This is a genomic window from Lentzea waywayandensis (assembly GCF_900115955.1).
GTDB lineage: Bacteria > Actinomycetota > Actinomycetes > Mycobacteriales > Pseudonocardiaceae > Lentzea > Lentzea waywayandensis.
In genome coordinates, this window is sequence record NZ_FOYL01000001.1 from 1,250,836 (window position 1) to 1,265,666 (window position 14,831).

Genomic DNA, 14,831 nt, shown 5'->3' on the forward strand with positions numbered 1-14,831 from the left:
TGAAGCGAACTCGCCCTGCCCCGCGCCAGATCATGCGCCTGAGCCGAGTCCGCCATCATTGCCAACTCAGAAGGGCAGTAGCCGTGTTCGGCGGCCTGTCGCCGGTCGTACGCACCCGCGCTACCGCAGCACGCGCTACTTCACCGGGAACTCCTGCAGCTTCGGATCCTGCAACCAGCAAGCGAACCTCTGATCAACGATGGCCTCACGGGTGTAGCTCCCCGAGCAGAACGCCCCTTCGGTCATCAACTCGGCCCGCACTCGCTTGCCGTCCTTGTAGTACAGGAACACGCCACTCTTACTGCCCCAGGGCGCGTCCACCTTCTCACCGGTGACCTCTTCCACGTAGCCGGCATCAGCACCGTCGAGGTCCACGACGTACAGCTTGTCCCAGTCCCACGAGGTGAACTCGGTGAACGGGCGGGTCTTGTCCACCCGCTCACCGATGAACGTACGCACCGCTGAGTCCAGGTCACCGTTCGTTTCGACCGAGATGCCTCCGCATCCCGTCAGCAGCAACAATGCGGCCTCCAGCAGACCAACGATCCGCACGTTCACCTCCTCCAGACAAGCTGCACGGCAACCCCGGCAACGGTGCCCAGGGCCGTAGCGCGGGTGGACCTCCCAGCACCGACACGGCGTGCGACCATGTCACGCCGCGCCCACAATGAGGCGCTGGAACCTGGGGGAACAAGTGAGAATCAGATTCGCAGGAGTACTGGCGGCACTCGCGTTCGTGGCCGCGTGCGGCACCGATGTGCCGGCCGGCCTGGCCGACAAGGTGGAGTCGGGCTGTCCCGGCCTGCTCAAGCCCGAACCGCTGGCGGTCATCACCAAGGGCTTCGTGGTCTCGGAGGTGAACTCCGTGGAGACCAACGGCTGCCAGGTCTTCGTCTCGACCGGGAAGCAGGTTCTCAGTCTGGGGCTTGTCGCTTACGCGAGCCAGGAGGAGTCGGAGCGGCTCACGCCGATGCTCTGCGCCAGCGGGGTGCTGGACTCCGAGACCAAGTCGTGTGAGGCCGGGCAGCCCGGAGACGAGGGACTGTCGGTGCACGCCGTCGCCGGGCGGTGGAACGTGCGGGTGCACGTGTACGAGCTGTCGGTGAACGACGAGATCAAGGAAGCCGTGCAGCAGATCATCGAGGATCTGAGAAGCTCCGACAAAACCAGGAACTCCTAAAGAACGATCTTGGATGCTGTTGATCGTCGATGCGTTTACCTTGGCGCACAGAAGGGTGAGCAGCTTCCCTGGATCGTGTCCGACGAGTTGTGAGCGCGGATCTTGCGGTTCGCGCCCCGGTTCGGTCTGACGCCGTCTGATCGGGGCACGGCAAGCGGGAGATCACACTGGTGGTACTTCTCTGATCCCGTAGCTGGACCCGATCTCGACGCCACTCTTCGCGCGCAGCATGCGGATCGTGTGCAGCGCCGGGGACGGTTCGCCTTCGAACGCCGCGGATCCGCCGAGGTAACCGGCGATCAGGTCGGGAGCGGAGCAGTCCTCGACACCGGTGAACCCGAGGGCTCGCAACTGTGCGGCGATGCCGTCGGGAGTGAAGTAACTGAACAGGGGTTCGCCGACGCCGGCCAGCCGATCGGCACGTGCGCGCTGGTAGGCACGTTCCGCTTCGGTGGTCGCGGACCGCAGGTAATCGAAGACCACCTCGACCGGCTGGGCCTGACCGGCGATGTAGGCGAGGGTGGCGTGGGCGGCATCCGGGGTCAGGTAGTAGACGACGCCCAGCCACACGAACACGGCCGGGTCCGTCCGGCTGAATCCGGCGGATTCCAGTTCCGTTGCCAGTGTTTGGGTTTCGAAGTCGACCGGCACGAAGGTCAGCGTCTCGGGGCTGTCAATTCCGGTCGTGGCAAGGCGTTCTCGCTTCCACGCCTGGGTGGCGGGGTGGTCGACCTCGAAGACGCGCAGGTCCCGGCGCGGATTGCGATAGGCGAAGGTGTCCAGGCCCGCGCCCAGGATCACGACCTGCCGCACACCGGCGGCGACGGCCGTGGCCACGGTGTCCTCGGCGAAGCGAGCCCTGGAGGCGAAGAACAGGCGGCGGGGCCGGTCTGTGACGGCGCCGCCGAGGCGATCGGTTGCGGCCGTGCCCAGACTCGGCAGTTCTTCCGCGGCGTAGCCGAGCAGACGTGCGGCGAGGGGGTCGGTGAAGATCTGCGGCCGATCAGCGATCTGGTGGTAGGCGCGGGCGTACGCGGTGACGAGCGCTGTCCGGCTGGGTCCGCCGTTCTCCATGTTCACGACGCTACTCATGAAGTCGCTACCCACCAAAGAAGCCGATCAGCTGAGGGCTCTGTGGCCACATCGGCACGGGACACTCACGGGTCCTGCGGCCGTGGCGGATCACAGGCGACCACCGCCGCCAGACCGTCCACTTCGGTCAGATCAACGGTCTGGAGTCCGAGCGGTGTCTTCAGGACGAGCTTGCCCGACGACGTCGAGACGACCTCGCCGCACGACCGGTCGCCGCCGGGGAACCTGACCTCCACGCGCGGCTTGTCCTTCGCCGGGCCGTACCACGTCACGCCGACCGCGGCGGCCAGTAGAGCCGTGCAGGCGAACGACAGCGCCACACCGCGGCGCAGCGCGCGTTCCGAAGCGCTCGCCTCGGTCCACCGCGCGACCTCGGCGGGGTCGGCCGCCACCGCGCCCGCAGGCAGTGCGGCCGAGCGCGGGCGGCCGTGGGCGGCGCGCATCACCAGCAGGGCAGCCGCGCTGCCGGTGACGAGGGCGGCCAGCAGCAGGACGCCCACGGTAGCCGCCCAGGCCGGAGCCAGCTGCGTGACGTCCGAGCGGCCCCGCACCAGGCCGAAACCGATCAGGCCCGCCAACAGGGCGCCGAGACCGTTGCGCCACGCCAGGGCTCCGGCGCGGAGACGGGGGAGCTCGTCGGCGAGCAGGGCACGGGTGGCCTTGGCCACGTGCCGGTCGCCGGGCACCGCCGGTGGGCCCGCGGACACCTTCACCGTCATGACGCCACTGCGGTCAGCTCGACCGTCCAGTACGCACCGCAGCCCTCGTCGGCGTCCGGCCTTCCCTCGTGCGAGCCGTTGCAGGTGCACATCACCGGTGTCGGCCGCACACGGGCCGACGTGCCGGAGGCTCCGAGGAAGACGCCTGTGGGCACCAGGTAGTCCATGCGGTCGCCGCAGCGCGGGCACGTCCCGGTCAGCAGCACGCCGCGGCGTGTCTCGGTGGGCTCACACGTCGCCGAGAACGCCTCGGCGTAGGTCTCCGCGGTCACCTCCGCGAAGGGCAGCGGCGACGGGGCAGGGTTGCTCATGGGCGTCCTCGGTCAAGGTCCGATGTGGGCGAACGGGGTCCAGCGGTGGGGCCAGTCGGGTCTTCGGTCCCGGATGCGGCGCACCACCTCGTGCAGTTCGGCGGGCGCGCGCTCGTGGTCGACCCGTCCGTGCGCCGCGATCCGGCCGTACAGGGTGCTGAACACCTCCGAGGAGGTGTCGCCGTCGATCGACCAGAGCGCCGCGACGACGTGGCGGAAGCCGGTGTGGTGCAGGGCCGCCGCCAGCGTGATCACCTCGTCGAGGAGGTGGACGCCGCCGACCGCGGTCTTGCACGCGGACAGGCCGGCGAAGTCGCCGCGGCACCGGCCGTTGCTCAGGTCCGCGACGGTCAGCACGCCGTCCCGCAGCCGAAGCCCTCCACGCGACGGGTCTCTCAGGTCCTGGTCGCCGTGGCAGCTGAAGTGAGCCCACCGGTGGTGCGGCAACGCGGCGCGAACCGCCGTCGTGGTGTCCAGCACGGTGTGCGCGTCGCCGGGAAAGCCCCGCAGCAGCGCCTCGCGTTCCGCCTTGCTGTCAATGTGGGCCATCCCGTGCGCGTCCGGCACGTCGACCAGCAGCAGCCGATCGGACGCCGGGTCCGCCGCGACGTCGGGACGGCGGGCCTGCAGCAGCGCCCGCAGGCTCGGCGAGTACGACGACACCACCCGGTCCAGCACCGTCCGATGGCCGTCGCCGTGCCGTCCCGCGGTGTGCAGCGGCAGCAGGGTGAGCGGCCCGGTCGGGCACCACCACACCCGCGGCCACGTCGCCACGTCCCCGGTGGGCGTGGCGGTGAGGCCGAGCGCGTCGAGCACCGGTTCGGCGATCGCGTCCCACATCCACGCCTGGAGGTCGGCGAGCAGGTGGTCGACGCGTTCGTGCGCCTCCTCCACCGCCCGCCCGGCGTCGAGCAGCCGCCGGGCCGCCGCCCGCGGGAACTCGTCCGGCACCGGCTGCCGGGCCTCGGCGTGCCGCAGGTCGGCGGCCTCCGCCTCACCCAGGACGACGAGGTAGCGCTCGGCTCGCGCCACGACCTCGGACAGGGTCAGATCGGGCAACGCACACGCGTGCACCCCGTCGGCGCGCACCAGGAGCGCGTCGCACCGCCACTGGCTCACGTTGACGATGACCACGGGCCCGCGTTCGGCCGCGGCCGACAGGATTTCCGGGGGCGGCGGGAGCAGGAAGTCGGCGAACCCGTCCACCGCTCGGACCTGCGCGACCAACTCCTCCCACTCGTGCGCCGCCGCGATCCGCCGGTCGACCGCCACCTCGAGGTCGCCGCGCGGGGCCAGTCCCGGCTCCAGCGCGGGTTCGTCGGTGAGTTCGGCGCCCACCGCCGCCAACCGGTCGGCGAGCTCCGGCCGCACCCGCCGCAACGCGCTCAGGTCGGTGCGCATGTCCAGCAGCTGCGACCACGACACACCGCGCCCCTGTTCGAGCAGGACGACGGCACGTTCGACCTCGCCCGTGGTGATGGCGCAGGCCGCGGCGTCCGCGGCGGCACCGCCCCACCAGGCGAGTCGTCCCTGACGACCGTCCCGGTCGAGGCCGCGCCAGGCCATCAGGGGCAGCAGGGCGACCGCCCGCGCGTAGCTGTCCGCCGCCTCCTGCCAGCGGCCCAGGTGCGCCGCCAGGTCGCCCCGCCGGCGGCTGTGGCCCACCCGCTCCGCCGTGGGCGCGATCTCGATCGCCGCGGCGCGACGCAGGGCGTCCAGCACGGCCGCGGCCTCGGCCTCGTCCCCCGAGCGCTCGAACCGCTCCCACAACGCCGTGGCCAGGTTGTGCAGGAAAAGCTCCTGCCCCCGGTGGCCGTCCCCGGTCGCGACCGCCGCCTCGTGGTGGGCGACGGCGGCCTCCAGGTCGGCCGCGTCACCCCGCTCGCCGAAGCGCGCGTGCAGGGCGAACCCGAGGTTGCACAGGTAGGCCGCTCGATCAGAGTCGTCCGCGGCGGCGTGGTCGATCACCCACGACATGTGGGTGATCGCCGCGTCCAGGTCGGCCGGATCCCCGCCGTCCCGGTACCGGATCAGCAACGAGCCGCCGAGGTTGGACCGGGCCGCGGGGAGGTGCTCGGTGCCGAGTCCCGCTGCCTCCACGTTCCCGGCGATGGCCCGGTCCAAGTCGTCCCGGTCGCGGGTGCGGCCGTACCGGAACTGCAGGGCGTTGTTCAGGCTGCCCAGCCGGGACGCCCGCGCCGGATCGTCGCGGTCGGTGGCGTCCACGGACGCCTGCGCGTGCTCGACCGCGGCGTCGAGGTCGGCGGGGTCGCCCAGCCGGTGGTAGCGGTGCCGCAACGCCTCGCTGAAGAGGGACAGCACCTCCGGCCGCGCGGGGTGGTCGCCGCGGACGGTGGCGACCGCGGCGCGGGTGTGGGCCACGGCGGCGATCAGGTCGTCGAGCCTGCCCAGCACGGTGAACCGGCGCGTCAGCGCTTCGCCGAGGCCGGCCGACACGGCCGCCTGCTGATCCGGCAGCGCGGCGTCCACCGCCTCGCGGAACAAGGTGATCGCGATGTCGAGTTCGGCCATCTCACCCAGCCGCAAGAACCGGAGGTGGTGCGCCCTGCCCAGGTGCCCCAACCGCGCCGCGCGCTCGGGTTCCTCGGCGCCGGTGGCGTCGAGCAGCCACCGACCGTCGGCGACCGCGGCGGTGAGGTCGTCCCCTTCCTCACTCGCGGTAAGTCTCGCGTTCAGCGCGTTGGTGAGGTACGCGAGCGCGGACGCCCGCCGGTCACCGTCCTCCGGCGAGGCCTCCACGACGGCGCGGGCGCAGGCGATCACCTCCACGAGGTCACCGCTCGCGCGCCGATCGAGGTAGCGCCGCCACAGCGCGCCGCCGAGGTGCTCCACCAGCCCGACGCGGCGCCAGTCGTCCGGGGGTGCTGTGGCGAGGGCCTCGCGAGCCGTCTTGACCAGCTCGTCGACCAGGTGCCTGCCGACTTGCTCGTCCAGGTGGGGTGCCGGGCTCCCCTCGCTTGGTTCGTGCGGGTGGCGTGTCGGCTTGTCGGGCAGGTCCCGGTCGGAGCGAGGTTCCAGGTTCTCGCCGTCTGGTCGGTCGAGGTGCAGTGCCAGCGCCGACACCAGGTTGGCCAGGACGGTCAGCCGTAGGTCGTCGGGCATGATCTCGGCCGCCGAACGCGCGGCTGCCAGCGCGGCATCCGCGTCCTCGGGTGACGGGCTCAGCCCGTGCCGGGTGCACAGCGCCACGCTCAGATTCGTCAGCGCCGACGACCGCTCGTCGTCCGTCTGCTTCACCTCGAGGGCCGCGCGCCACGCCAGGATGATCGCGTCCAGTTCGGCGGGGTCCTTGGAGTGGCTGTACCGCTGGTGCAGCGCGCCGGCGAGCGGCAGACGGCACATCCGCCGCACCTCGCCGGGCGCGGTCGGCGAGGCGATCGCGGCGCGGAAGGAGGCGATCGCGGCGTCGAGGTCGCCGTGCTCGCGCAGCACCTTGCCGAAGTTGAGGAGGTGCGCCGCCCGGTACGCGTGCCTGGCGGGCACGGTCTCGACCGCACCACGCGACCAGGCGACCGCCTCGTCCAGGTCCGCGCGCACACCCGACCGCTTGAACCGGGTGTAGAGGGCGATGCCGAGGTTGCCGAGCCACATGTGCCGCTCGGGGTGGTCGTTCCCGCCGCGGTCGACAGCGCGCCGCAGCAGGCCGATGGCGTCCGCGAGATCATTCCGCTTCCGCGAGCGCATCAGCAGCTGAGCGCCCCGTTCGCCGAGGTCTCCGGCCTCGTCCGCCCTGTCCGCCTGGACGATCTCGGTAGTCGCGGGTGTCTCGATCGCGAGCAGGGCGCGCAGTTCCGCGGGCACCAGCGCGGAGTTCACCGCGTGGACGGAGCGGAACAACGCGACAGCGAGCTGGTGGTCGTCACGGCCGCCGCCGGGCGTCAGCGCGAGGTGGCGACACCAGTGCAACCAGGCCACCGCGTTGACCACCTGCAACGGCACCGGCCGCCGCCCACACTCGGCCTGGGCGGTCGTCCACAGGCGGCCGGACTCGGTGAGCGCCTTGGCCGACAACACCGCGTCCACGTCACCCCGCTTGAGGTACGCCGCCGACCGCCGGCGCACCGCCGTGAGCAACTTCCGCACAACCCTCCCATCGGCGACGGCCAAGTCCGCGCGGTGGGGATATCCGACGCGCCGAGACGTCCGTGACACCTTGGCCGGAGAAGACCCCGAATGGAGCACTCGTGACGGGTCGAGCTCGCGCGTTGCACCGAGGGTGTGTCCTCCATCCGGTCCAGGGCAGGGCGGTCCCGGTGTGCGGCTGCGGTCGAGGCGTCTCGTGCGGTGGCTGGCCGGGCCGCACCGGATCGTGAGCGCCGACTACCTCGTGAGTTGGTTGCACACCAAGGCGTTGACACTCAAGCCAACAACGATGGCGAACTACTACGCATATGTCCACAAAGATCTGATCCCGCACATCGGGTTGATCAGACTCGAAGACCTGTCCACCAACACGTCGTGCTCTACGTCCGCAACCAACTGGAGGCCGGCTGCGGTCACACGACCCTGCGTCGTTGCCTTGCGACGTTGTCCAGGGCACTCGGCCATGCCGTGCGGCAACACCGCTTGCCGTACAACGCGGCCAGATACGTCTCGGTCACTCGACCCACGAAGTACGAGCCGGTCCCGCCGCTCACGAGCTGCTCGATGGACTCCTGTTCGACCAGCCAGAGCGGCTCGGGTGAGGGCACGACGCGGCGCCAGTGCGGGCCGCCCTCGGCCATAGTCCAGCCGTTCTGCGCGGCCAGCCGGTCCGCTTGGGCGCGGTCGTAGATCGGGCCGATGAACTTCGTCGGCGCCGAGAACGCCGGGTCGGCCGCATCGACCACCGTCTGCGTCACTGCGGCGAGGACCGGTTTGCGGACGCCCGCGTTGCGCTGGACTGGGGCGAGCCAGTAGCCGATCATGCCCTGGGTTCGGCGCCGAGGGGGTACGGGCGGGTGAGTGACGGGTCGGCCTGCTTTCCAGGGCGAGCAGGCCGATCTGGGGACCGTTGGCGTGGCAGACCACGAGTTCGTATTCGGCGTCCAGCGGCGCGAGGACTCGCGCCGCAGCTTCGACGTGGTGGAGCTGGACGGAGGCGTCCGCGTGTTCGCCGCGCATCAGCAGGGCGTTGCCTCCGAGTGCGATGACGATGCGCATCAGGAGGCGAGCCCGGCGACGATGACCGCCTTGATGGTGTGAAGGCGGTTCTCGGCATGTTCGAAGACGACCGAGGCAGGCGAGGAGAAGACCTCGTCGGTGACTTCGGCGCCGTCGAGGCTGTACTGGTCGTGGACGCAGCGGCCGACCTGAGTAGTGCGGTCGTCGATGGACGGCAGTCAGTGCAGGAACTTCGTGTCGGGATTGCCGGTGGCCTTCATCAGCTCGGGGATGACGCGGTAGGGCGTCAGCAGGGGCACGCGGGTGTCCCAGCCCTCAGGTGAGTCGCCCATGCCGACCCAGACGTCGGTGTAGATGAAGTCGACGCCCGCGACGGCCTGTTCCGGGTCGTCGCTGACGAGCACGCGAGCGCCGCTCGCCACAGCCAGTTCGTGGGCCTTGACGATCACGTCGGCGGGTGGTCGCAACGCGGTGGGTGCTGCGATGCGGACGTCCATGCCGAGCAGGGCGCCGGTGATGAGCAGCGAGCGGGCAACATTGTTGTGGCCGTCGCCGACGAAGGCGAACTTGATGTCCTCGATCTGGCCGTTGAAGTTCTCGGTCATGGTTTCTCGGTCATGGTGAGGATGTCGGCGAGCATCTGGGTGGGGTGCGCACGTTGCTCGAAGCCCAGCACGATGGTCCGGCGCACGGACGGTGGCGAGCCGCTGTCCGGCGGATGTGCCCGAGTCGAACCGTCGCTGCACGAAAAGTGCAGTTGGATCCGGGGACCATGACCCGCTGAAGCACAACCGGCTCCCGGTTCGGCAAGGCCCTCCAGGGTGCGATTGCGTGGCATTTCGTGAGCAGACGGCGGTTCGGCATCGCTCACCCCTGCTCCGCCTGCCTACGCTCCCTGTGATCCGCCCCACAAGCCCTGGTGGTGCACACATGCAGCGCTCTGATGCTCGTTTCACAGGCTTGACAACGGCAGCTGCGGTCCTCGGCGCGTTGCTGATCGTGCCTCCGATGCTGAACGTGTTCGTCCAAGAGGGCGTCATCGGTGGCATGCCGGCCACCTTGTTCTACCTGTTCACCGGCTGGCTCGCGATCATCGTGCTAGTCGCACTGCTAGTACGCCTCCACAAGTGATCCCGATGTCGCAGACGTGGATCGTCATCGGAATCTCGGTGGCCTATCTCGGAGTTCTGTTCGCGATCGCGTTTTGCGGTGACCGTCGCGCGAGCTCCGGCCGCAGCATCATCGGACGTGGCACCGTTTACGCGCTGTCTCTGTCGGTCTACGCGACGTCGTGGACCTACTACGGCAGTGTGGGCCGGGCCGCGGAGACCGGGGTCGGTTTCCTGCCTATCTATCTCGGTCCCACGATCATGCTGGCGGCCGGCTGGCTGGTGCTGCGGCGGATCGTCCGCATCTGCCGGCGCCATCGCGTCACGTCACTCGCGGACTTCGTCTCCGCGCGCTACGGCAAGAGCGTCGCGCTGGGCAGCCTGGTCACGGTGATCGCGGTGGTGGGCGTCATCCCCTACATCGCGCTACAACTCAAGGCGGTCTCCACCACGTTCGAGATCATTCGCAGGGCGCCTGTCGCGTCATCGGAGTCGGCGCTGACCTCCGCGCCGCTGTACCAGGACACCGCGTTGTACGTCGCCTTGCTGCTGGCGGGCTTCACCATCCTCTTCGGCACCAGGCACCTCGACGCGACGGAGCGCCATGAGGGCATGGTCATCGCGATCGCGTTCGAGTCGGTCGTGAAGCTGGTCGCCTTCGTCTCGGCCGGGGTCGCAGTGACCTGGGGGCTTCATGACGGGTTCGGCGACCTCTTCGCCAAGGCCGCGGACGCTGGGCTGACGCAGGTGTTTGGGCTCGGTGACTCGTCGGGCACCTGGATCTGGCTCACGGTGCTGTCGGCGTTCGCGATCCTCCTACTGCCACGGCAATGGCAGGTGGGGGTGGTCGAGAACGTCGACGAACGCCATGTCAAGCAGGCCATGTGGCTGACACCGCTGTACATGGCGGTGATCAGCCTGTTCGTACTTCCCATCGCGGCGGCCGGCCTGTTGCGTTTCGGTCCTGGCAGCGACGCTGACACCTACGTGCTCACCCTGCCGATGGCGGCCGGAATGGATCTGTTGACGATACTGGTCTTCATCGGCGGACTGAGCGCCGCTACCGGCATGATCATCGTGGAGACCGTGGCACTGTCCACAATGGTGTCGAACTCGATCGTGGTGCCAATCCTGCTCAAGATGAGCTATCGGGGTGATTTGGCCAGGCTGATCCAGTTCTCCCGGCGCGCGTCGATCGTGATCGTGATGCTGCTGGGGTACACGTACTTCCGGTTCGCCGGTGGAAGCGCGGCACTGGCGTCCATGGGGTTAATCTCGTTCGCCGCAGTCGCGCAGTTCGCTCCCGCGATTCTCGGAGGCCTGTTCTGGAAGGGCGGCACCCGCAACGGCGTGCTGACCGGGCTCGTGGGCGGCGTCGTGGTGTGGGCGTACACCTTGCTGGTCCCGAGTTTCGCCGCGGTCGGCTGGTTGTCCCGCGGTTTCCTCGACGACGGCCCGTTCGGAATCCGGGCTCTGCGGCCGGAGCACCTGCTCGGCGTCACCGGGATGGACAACATCAGCCACGGGATGTTCTGGAGCATGGTGCTCAACGTCGGCTGCTACGTGCTCGTCTCCCTCTTAAGCAAGCAGAATCCGCGTGAGCAGGCGCAGGCGGTGCAGTTCGTAGACGCGCTCGAGGAACCGGCCCAGCTGGCGTTGCCGCGCAAGCGCATCGTCCCGGTGTCGTCGTTGTACCAGGTGGTGTCCCGGGCGGTTGGGTCCGGCGTGGCGGACCGGACGTTCGCCGCGGTGGACACCGACCCCAGGTCGGAGGAGAACGCCGACGCCGCCTTGCTGAGGCACGTCGAGACCGTGCTGGCAGGCGCGGTGGGAGCCGCGTCCGCACAGATGGTGATGACCGAGGTGGCCGGAGAAGAACAGCTCGGCGTCGTCGCGGTCATGGAGATGATCGACGAGGCGGCACAGGTGGCAATGCTCGAAGAGCGCACCAGATTGGCGCGTGACCTGCACGACTCCGTGTCCCAAGGCCTGTTCTCCATGACCTTGCACGCTCGTGCGGTCGAACTCGCGTTGAAGCGGGAAGGCGTCGACGAGAACGGTTCGGTGGCAAGGGGAATCCGCGAGCTTCGCTCGCTCACCCAGGGCGCGCTGATGGAGATGCGCGCCTCGTTGTTCCAGCTGCGCCCCAACGCGCTGAGAGAGGACGGCTTGGCCGAGGCGGTCCGCAAGCAGTCAGCGGCTATCGCATCGCGTGAAGGCGTGGCGATAGCCGTCGAAGGACCCGGATACCGGCTGTCGCTCGCCGAAAGCGCCGAGACAGAGCTGTTCAGGGTGGTGCAGGAAGCGGTGCACAACAGCATCAAGCACGCCCGCCCCGACCGAATCAACATTCTCATCGAGGAGGTGCACGGCAACGTGCTCATCGAGGTCGTCGACGACGGCACCGGCTTCGACCCCGCAGCGGTCTCCACTGGCGGCATGGGGTTGACCGGAATGCGTGAGAGAGTGCAGCGAATCGGCGGTGAACTGGAGGTCGACAGCAGCCCAGAGGGGTCGACGACAGTGAGGGTCACGATCTCGACAACACCGGACGGACAGGGGTGACAGGATGACCGCGATCCGGGTGTTCCTCGTCGACGACCACGCCGTGGTACGCCGCGGCATGCGCGCGTTCTTCGATCTGATCGACGACATCGAGGTGGTCGGCGAAGCAGGTGACGGTCAGTCCGCACTCGACGAGCTCGCTGTACGGGCCGTGCAGGACGACCTTCCCGAAGTCGTGCTCATGGACCTCCTCATGCCGCGGCTGGACGGAATCGGCGCCACCAAGGAGATCAAGCGCCGCTACCCTCAGGTCGAGGTGGTCGCCCTCACATCGTTCGGCGAGGCGGAACGCGTCCATCTCGCCCTGGAGGCCGGCGCTTCCGGCTATCTCCTGAAGGACACCGACGCGGACCAGGTGGGCGCCGCCGTGCGGGCCGCGCACAAGGGACAGGTCCATCTGGACCCCGCCGTGGCCCGAACCCTCACCCGCACTCTGGTGGGGCCGGACCGCACGTCCAACACGCTCACGCCTCGCGAACGCGAGATCCTCGTACTTCTCGCCCGAGGTCAGTCCAACCGCGACATCGCGGACACGTTGGTCATCAGCGAGCGAACGGCGCGCACTCACGTCAGCAACGTGCTCTCCAAGCTCGGTTTCGTCTCGCGCACCCAGGCCGCGCTCTGGGCAGTCCGGGAGGGGCTCGTCATTGAACTGGTCCCTGAAAGTTGGACTGGCTAACCGAAGGTTAGGCCGCGAGGGTCTCAGCTCGGTACTCGACCGGGCTCAGACCCTTGAACGTGGTCGAGACGCGGATGGTGTTGTACCAGTCGCTGTACTCCTCCAGCGCCTCGGTGAACTCGGTGATGGTGTCGAACGTGTTGTGGTGGAACAGTTCTTCCTTCAGGTGACCGAAGAAGTTCTCGGCCATCGAGTTGTCCAGGCAGTTGGCTCGCCGTGACATCGACGGGGTCAGGCCCGCGTCGCCAACGGCGTGCGCCAGGAGGCGTGCTCGAACTGGAACCCTGATCGGAATGCACCAGCGGTGCGGCCCCGGCGGGCAGGGTGGCGATCGGGGACAGGCAGAGCTTGTGGTCACCGACGCGGAACTCGGTCACGTCGGTGACCCACTTGGTGTCCGGCGCCAACGCGGTGAACTGGCGGTTGAGCACGTTCTCGGCGGTCGTGCCGGTCTGCCCTAGCCACGACCGGTACTTCCGTGGCCGACGGACCTTGCAGACCAGGCCGAAGGCGTTCATCAGCTTGAGCACGGTCTTCTTGGCCACAGGCCGGCCCTGGCGGGCCAACACCGTGCGCAGGCACCGATGCCCGTATCGGCCACGGGCGGCCTTGAACGCCTCGATGATCGCGGTCTTGAGCCCGGCCTGCGGGTCAAGGCAAGCCTAGGCGTGCCTGGTTATAGAAGAACGTCGAACGGACCAGCCCGGCGGCCGCCAGCAGCACCGGCAGCGCGTCTTCACTCTCGCCCCCTTCCTCCTTCAATGCCCGTCGTTTTTCCAGGAACACCACCTTCGCGGACAGCTCCAGGTTCTCCTGCCGCAGACGATCCAGCTCGCTGAGCCCGGACGGCTCGGCGGGCTTGGCTTGTCAGCCTTTCGGCCTGGGCCGCAACGCGTCCTCACAGTCAAGCCGATACCGCCGAGCCCAGTTCTCGACCCGTCTGGGTGAGGCCAGATCGTGCTTACTCGCCAGATCGGCAGCGGTCGCCTCACCCGCGACGAACCGGCGCACGACCTCCAGCTTGAACTCGAACGTGAAAGACCGCTTGCCTGGCTTGGCCATCAGCGCTCCCGCGCCTCACAGCTTCCAACGATCATGCAAGCGTCGCACCGCGGTTCGCGACACGCCGAGCCGGGTCGCGGCAGCGAGCACGCCATACCCGACCTCGAACAACGCGACAGCAGCCTCCCACTGCCCCTCAGACAACGAACTTCATGGATGCAACAAACCGCTCCCCGGAAAGTCAGAACTGGATTCCCAGTCCAACTTCCGGGGAGCGGTTCAAGTCGAGTCGCCACTTTCGCGAGCTGACGGCTGTCATCACAACCAGGAGCTGCAAGCGGGAAACCGTTGGTAGACCGCAGATTTGGCGTTCGCGATGAGCCGCTCGCGGTCACGCCGCGTACCGAAGCCGAGGACGTCCACGTACTGTCGGCAGCTGACGATGATCCGGCCGTAGGTCTCGTGGCGTTGCGCGAACGGAGGCATCGAGGCGACCTTGCCGGCGTAGATGGGCACGTAGACCGCAGGCTTGGCGAGGTCGTGCCACTCCACTCGCATGAGCTGGACGAGGTGCAGCTGCCCCAGGGTGATGCAGGCCTCCTCCCAGGCCTCACGCCGTGCCGTGTGCTCCAGGCTCGTGTCGGCGGCCTCGACGGTACCGGCAGGAATCTCGATTCCCCGGTTGAGCCGGACCATGACGATCTCGTCGTCGCCGCTGAATGCGACGACACCGACTCCGTAGATCGCGCGCGGGTCGACACCGGAAAGGAGGTCGGGGTCCATCCACGTCACCGTCGCCCGGTGCCCCTTGAGGATCACATCGCTGGCCGGGAAAGCAGGTGCGTTACCTTCAACGGCGACCAATTCAGTCCTCGTGACGATCTCGCGGTTCGCAGGTCCCGTGGCGGACGATCGGTGGTGGATCATGCTGGACCTCCGGTCGATCTGTCGTTCCTCTGGCCTCTTCCATAATTCCTGTTCTGACCGCACATCTCATCGGCGTACACGCGCGATTGGGCCGGGTCCACGCGGAGGTGCCGTACAAGACCG

At 68.7% G+C, this 14,831-nt stretch carries 16 protein-coding genes and 3 pseudogenes; 6 read left to right on the forward strand and 13 right to left on the reverse strand.

The genetic code is table 11. The features are described 5' to 3' along the window. Positions 1-135 precede the first annotated feature (135 nt). A complete protein-coding gene (locus tag BM417_RS04830) occupies positions 136-552 on the reverse strand; it encodes a hypothetical protein (RefSeq protein ID WP_143138505.1) in 417 nt (138 codons plus the stop codon). Between the two features lie 142 nt (positions 553-694). Here BM417_RS04830 and BM417_RS04835 point away from each other — a divergent pair, with 142 nt between their 5' ends. After that, positions 695-1,180, forward strand: a complete 486-nt coding sequence (locus tag BM417_RS04835; protein WP_093588463.1) for a hypothetical protein — start codon at positions 695-697, stop codon at positions 1,178-1,180. Positions 1,181-1,342: 162 nt separating this feature from the next. Here BM417_RS04835 and BM417_RS04840 read toward each other — a convergent pair whose 3' ends face one another. From BM417_RS04840 to BM417_RS04855, 4 genes are all read right to left on the reverse strand, one after another. After that, positions 1,343-2,272 carry a class I SAM-dependent methyltransferase gene (locus BM417_RS04840; protein WP_245821697.1) on the reverse strand — a complete coding sequence of 310 codons (930 nt, stop codon included), beginning with the start codon at positions 2,270-2,272 and terminating at the stop codon, positions 1,343-1,345. 65 nt (positions 2,273-2,337) lie between these two features. Next, positions 2,338-2,991, reverse strand: coding sequence for a hypothetical protein (locus BM417_RS04845; protein ID WP_093588464.1), 654 nt, complete (start codon positions 2,989-2,991; stop codon positions 2,338-2,340). Continuing rightward, positions 2,988-3,302: a hypothetical protein gene (locus BM417_RS04850; RefSeq protein ID WP_093588465.1), complete on the reverse strand. Its 315-nt coding sequence runs from the start codon at positions 3,300-3,302 to the stop codon at positions 2,988-2,990. Before BM417_RS04850 ends, BM417_RS04845 begins: the two co-directional genes overlap by 4 nt. A 12-nt stretch (positions 3,303-3,314) precedes the next feature. Beyond that, positions 3,315-7,406 carry a CHAT domain-containing protein gene (locus tag BM417_RS04855; RefSeq protein ID WP_093588466.1) on the reverse strand — a complete coding sequence of 1,364 codons (4,092 nt, stop codon included), beginning with the start codon at positions 7,404-7,406 and terminating at the stop codon, positions 3,315-3,317. Positions 7,407-7,650: 244 nt separating this feature from the next. Between BM417_RS04855 and BM417_RS50200 the strand changes: the two are divergent. Further along, positions 7,651-7,761, forward strand: a pseudogene (locus tag BM417_RS50200) (tyrosine-type recombinase/integrase); the annotation flags it as partial. 58 nt (positions 7,762-7,819) lie between these two features. Here BM417_RS50200 and BM417_RS49010 read toward each other — a convergent pair. Then, positions 7,820-8,230, reverse strand: a complete 411-nt coding sequence (locus BM417_RS49010) for an amino acid kinase family protein (RefSeq protein WP_093588467.1) — start codon at positions 8,228-8,230, stop codon at positions 7,820-7,822. 91 nt (positions 8,231-8,321) lie between these two features. Here BM417_RS49010 and BM417_RS04865 point away from each other — a divergent pair, with 91 nt between their 5' ends. Beyond that, positions 8,322-8,507 carry a hypothetical protein gene (locus BM417_RS04865; protein WP_143138506.1) on the forward strand — a complete coding sequence of 62 codons (186 nt, stop codon included), beginning with the start codon at positions 8,322-8,324 and terminating at the stop codon, positions 8,505-8,507. Here BM417_RS04865 and BM417_RS47565 read toward each other — a convergent pair. Beyond that, positions 8,465-9,031, reverse strand: a pseudogene (locus BM417_RS47565) (hypothetical protein). The gene BM417_RS04865 and the pseudogene BM417_RS47565 sit on opposite strands and share 43 nt — an antisense overlap. 355 nt (positions 9,032-9,386) lie before the next feature. On the opposite strand from BM417_RS47565, the gene BM417_RS47570 reads away from it, so the two are divergent. Genes BM417_RS47570 through BM417_RS04885 form a run of 3 tightly spaced genes read left to right on the forward strand, consistent with a single transcriptional unit; the run spans position 9,387 to position 12,779 of the window. Next, the gene (locus BM417_RS47570; RefSeq protein ID WP_177320281.1) at positions 9,387-9,557 is read left to right on the forward strand and encodes a hypothetical protein; all 171 of its coding nucleotides are present in this window, start codon (positions 9,387-9,389) and stop codon (positions 9,555-9,557) included. Between the two features lie 5 nt (positions 9,558-9,562). After that, positions 9,563-12,100, forward strand: coding sequence for an ATP-binding protein (locus tag BM417_RS04880; protein ID WP_143138508.1), 2,538 nt, complete (start codon positions 9,563-9,565; stop codon positions 12,098-12,100). Between the two features lie 4 nt (positions 12,101-12,104). Next, positions 12,105-12,779 (forward strand): response regulator, encoded by a 675-nt coding sequence (locus BM417_RS04885; RefSeq protein WP_093588471.1) that lies wholly within the window; start codon positions 12,105-12,107, stop codon positions 12,777-12,779. Between the two features lie 7 nt (positions 12,780-12,786). On the opposite strand, the gene BM417_RS49800 is transcribed toward BM417_RS04885, so the two are convergent. The 6 genes and pseudogenes from BM417_RS49800 to BM417_RS04905 form a co-directional block, all read right to left on the reverse strand. Then, a complete protein-coding gene (locus BM417_RS49800; protein WP_281251290.1) occupies positions 12,787-13,137 on the reverse strand; it encodes an IS3 family transposase in 351 nt (116 codons plus the stop codon). A gap of 130 nt (positions 13,138-13,267) precedes the next feature. Then, a pseudogene (locus tag BM417_RS50070) lies at positions 13,268-13,405 on the reverse strand (IS3 family transposase); the annotation flags it as partial. Between the two features lie 25 nt (positions 13,406-13,430). After that, a complete protein-coding gene (locus BM417_RS49025; RefSeq protein WP_245821698.1) occupies positions 13,431-13,568 on the reverse strand; it encodes a hypothetical protein in 138 nt (45 codons plus the stop codon). 78 nt (positions 13,569-13,646) lie between these two features. After that, on the reverse strand, positions 13,647-13,841 hold the full coding sequence (locus BM417_RS50205) for a helix-turn-helix domain-containing protein (protein ID WP_093588473.1): 195 nt from the start codon (positions 13,839-13,841) through the stop codon (positions 13,647-13,649). Between the two features lie 15 nt (positions 13,842-13,856). Beyond that, positions 13,857-13,985: a helix-turn-helix domain-containing protein gene (locus tag BM417_RS50455; RefSeq protein WP_456085497.1), complete on the reverse strand. Its 129-nt coding sequence runs from the start codon at positions 13,983-13,985 to the stop codon at positions 13,857-13,859. A 114-nt stretch (positions 13,986-14,099) separates the two neighbouring features. Next, positions 14,100-14,564 carry an NUDIX hydrolase gene (locus BM417_RS04905; protein WP_177320282.1) on the reverse strand — a complete coding sequence of 155 codons (465 nt, stop codon included), beginning with the start codon at positions 14,562-14,564 and terminating at the stop codon, positions 14,100-14,102. Positions 14,565-14,831 lie beyond the last annotated feature (267 nt).